The 3068-nt window shown below is 69.2% G+C and carries 3 protein-coding genes; all 3 read left to right on the top strand.

Going from position 1 to position 3068, the window contains the following annotated elements; genetic code table 11:
- Positions 1–66: 66 nt before the first annotated feature.
- The 3 genes from DEI86_RS16250 to DEI86_RS16240 all read left to right on the top strand — a co-directional run bounded on the left by DEI86_RS16250 (position 67) and on the right by DEI86_RS16240 (position 2974).
- The gene (locus DEI86_RS16250) at positions 67–834 is read left to right on the top strand and encodes an ABC transporter ATP-binding protein (protein WP_258368807.1); all 768 of its coding nucleotides are present in this window, start codon (positions 67–69) and stop codon (positions 832–834) included.
- A complete protein-coding gene (locus DEI86_RS16245) occupies positions 834–1703 on the top strand; it encodes an ABC transporter permease (protein WP_111050192.1) in 870 nt (289 codons plus the stop codon). The genes DEI86_RS16250 and DEI86_RS16245 overlap by 1 nt, the downstream gene beginning before the upstream one ends.
- Before the next feature lie 80 nt (positions 1704–1783).
- Positions 1784–2974, top strand: a complete 1191-nt coding sequence (locus DEI86_RS16240; RefSeq protein ID WP_111014281.1) for an ABC transporter substrate-binding protein — start codon at positions 1784–1786, stop codon at positions 2972–2974.
- Positions 2975–3068: the final 94 nt, after the last annotated feature.

Genomic DNA, 3068 nt, shown 5'->3' with positions numbered 1-3068 from the left:
CCCGCAACCGCCACCCCGGCACCCACCGCCTGACCCAGCCCGATCCACCAGAACGAAGAGGTAGCCGTGACCACCACCGCACCCGCGCCCGTCACGTCGACGGACACGCTGCTCGACTTCGGGAACGTCGAGATGACGTTCCCGAACGGGACCATCGCCCTCCAGGGCGTCGACCTGACGGTCGACCGCGGCGAGTTCGTGTCCGTCGTCGGCCCGTCCGGCTGCGGCAAGTCGACCCTCCTCCGGATCGCCTCCGGACTCGAGACCGCGTCCGACGGGACCGCGTCGGTCGGGGCCTCCCGGATCGGGTACGTGTTCCAGGACGCGACCCTGCTCCCCTGGCGCACCGTGCAGGGGAACGTGGAGCTGCTCGCGGAACTCGGCCACGTCGGCAAGGCGGAGCGGGCCGAGAAGGCGCGCCGGGCGATCGACCTCGTCGGACTGAACGGGTTCGAGACGAACCTGCCGAAGCAGCTGTCGGGCGGCATGCGGATGCGCGTGTCCCTCGCCCGGTCGCTCACCCTCGACCCGGAGCTGTTCCTGTTCGACGAGCCCTTCGGCGCGCTCGACGAGATCACGCGCGAGCGCCTCAACGACGAACTGCTCCGCCTGTTCGTCGAACAGCGCTTCGCCGGGCTGTTCATCACGCACTCGGTGTCCGAGGCCGTCTACCTGTCAACGAAGGTCATCGTCATGTCCGGCCGTCCCGGCACGGTCGTCCGACGCTTCGACGTCCCGTTCCCGATGCCACGGGACCCGGACATCCGCTTCACGCCCGAGTTCGCCGAACTCGTCGGCGAGGTCTCGCACGCGCTCCGGGAAGGACACCGCTGATGGTCACGCTGCAGGAGGTCGCCGAGACCCGCACCGCCCGGGCGGCCGCCCGTCAGACACGCAGCAGGACACGGCCCGCCGTCATGTGGTGGCAACCCGTGGCCGTGTTCGTCGTCCTCATCGCCCTCTGGTACGTCGCCGCGACGTACTACGACAAGGCGAAGAACCTGGCGTTCCTCGTCCCCTACCCGCACCTCGTCGCCAAGGCGATCGTCTGGGACACGAGTCCCGACGGCACGCCCTCCGGGTTCGACGGGCAGCTGTGGCAGGCGCTCGCGCGGACGGCCCTGGTGTCCCTGACCGGGCTCGCGATCGCGATCGTCATCGGCGTCGTCTGGGCGATGCTGATGGCGCAGGCGAAGTGGCTCGAGAACTCGCTGTACCCGTACGCCGTCGTGCTCCAGTGCGTGCCGATCCTGGCGCTCGTCCCGCTCATCGGGGCGCTGTTCGGGTACGAGTTCGCCAGCCGCGTCATCGTCACGGTGATGATCGCGCTGTTCCCGATGGTGTCGAACACGCTGTTCGGTCTGCAGTCGGCCGACCGCGGGGCGCGCGAGCTGTTCCGGCTCCAGCACGCCGGGCGCGGCGCCCAGCTGCTCAAGCTGCAGATCCCCGCCGCCCTGCCGTCGATCTTCGTCGGACTGCGGACGTCGGCCGGGCTCTCGGTGATCGGCGCGATCGTCGGCGACCAGTTCTTCCAGCGCGGCAACCCGGGCCTCGGAGTCCTCATCCAGGTGACCGCGTCGCGGCTCATGGGCCCCGAGCTCTACGCGACGATCATCGTCGCCTCGCTGTTCGGCGTCGCCGTGTTCCTCGTCTTCGGCCTCATCGGGCGTCTCGCCGTCGGCCGCTGGCACGACTTCGGCTGAGTTCCCGCCCCCATCGTCTCCCCCTCCCACCACACCCTGCACCCCGCACCACCCCGACCTGCACCACGAACGGAGCACCCATGCGCAGCAGAACCCGTCTCGGCGTCGTCGCCGCAGCCCTCGGCGTCACCGCCCTCGCCCTCACCGGCTGTTCGACGAGCACGTCGGACAGCGCCGGCGCCGCGACCACGTCGTCCGCCGCGAAGGGCCCGGCCGTCGACCTGTCCGGCGTCTGCCCCTCGACCGTCGTCGTCCAGACGGACTGGAACCCCGAAGCCGACCACGGGCACCTCTACCAGATGCTCGGGGCGAACCCGAAGATCGACGCCTCGGGCAAGTCCGTCACGGGCGACCTCATGGCGAACGGCAAGTCGACGGGTGTGCAGCTCGAGATCCGCGCGGGCGGTCCCGCGATCGGCTACTCCACGGTGAGCTCGCAGATGTACCAGGACAAGTCGATCACGCTCGGCTACGTCTCCACGGACGAGGCCGTCGAGTTCTCCGGCAACCTGCCCACCACCGCGGTGTTCGCCGAGAACGACGAGTCGCCCATGGTCCTCATGTGGGACCCGGCGACGTACAAGAGCGTCGACAGCATCAAGAGCCTCGGCAAGGCGCTCAAGGCCAAGGGCGGCGTCGTCCGCTACTTCAGCGGCGCCGCGTACATGACCTACCTGGCACAGGCGGGCTACCTGCCGACGAGCGTCCAGGACGGCAGCTACGACGGCACGCCGTCGAAGTTCGTGACCGCAGGCGGCAAGGACGCGCAGCAGGGCTTCGCGACCGCCGAGCCGTACATCTACCAGCACGAGGTGGCGGCCTGGGGCAAGAAGCTCGACTCCTCGCTCGTCTCGAGCACGGGGTGGAACCCCTACCCCGAGACCATGTCCGTCCGCTCGGGCGACCTGGCGAAGCTCACCCCGTGCCTGAAGAAGCTCGTGCCGGTCATGCAGCAGGCCGACGTGGACTACTTCAAGAACCCGACACCGACGAACGACCTCATCGACACGCTCGTGCAGGACTACAACAACGGCTGGACCTACGACGCCAAGGTCGGTGCGTTCGCCGTCCAGCAGATGAAGAAGCTCAAGGTCGCCACGGACGGCAGCAACGGCTACGTCGGCGACATGGACGCCAGCCGGCTGAACTCGTTCATCACCAAGGCGGCGCCGATCTTCGAGAAGTCCGGCGGTCACGTCCAGTCGGGGCTCACGGCCGACGACCTGTACACCAACCAGTTCATCGACAAGAAGATCGGGTTCGGCTTCTAGCCGACCCACCGGCCGGGAGGCGCGTGCCGGCCCCGCACCGCGCCTCCCGGCCGCCCACCCCACGCCACCCCACCAGCAAGGAGCCCCACATGCC

It is taken from the genome of Curtobacterium sp. MCBD17_028 (genome assembly GCF_003234875.1).
Classification (GTDB): Bacteria; Actinomycetota; Actinomycetes; order Actinomycetales; family Microbacteriaceae; genus Curtobacterium.
The sequence above is the reverse complement of the archived record's forward strand: the minus strand, read 5'-3'. Positions and strand labels throughout refer to the sequence as shown.

What these genes read in the sequence shown, in the direction of transcription:
- DEI86_RS16245 (WP_111050192.1), top strand. Translation starts at nt 834, where the DNA reads ATGGTCACGCTGCAGGAGGTCGCCGAGACCCGCACCGCCCGGGCGGCC.
- DEI86_RS16240 (WP_111014281.1), top strand. Translation starts at nt 1,784, where the DNA reads ATGCGCAGCAGAACCCGTCTCGGCGTCGTCGCCGCAGCCCTCGGCGTC.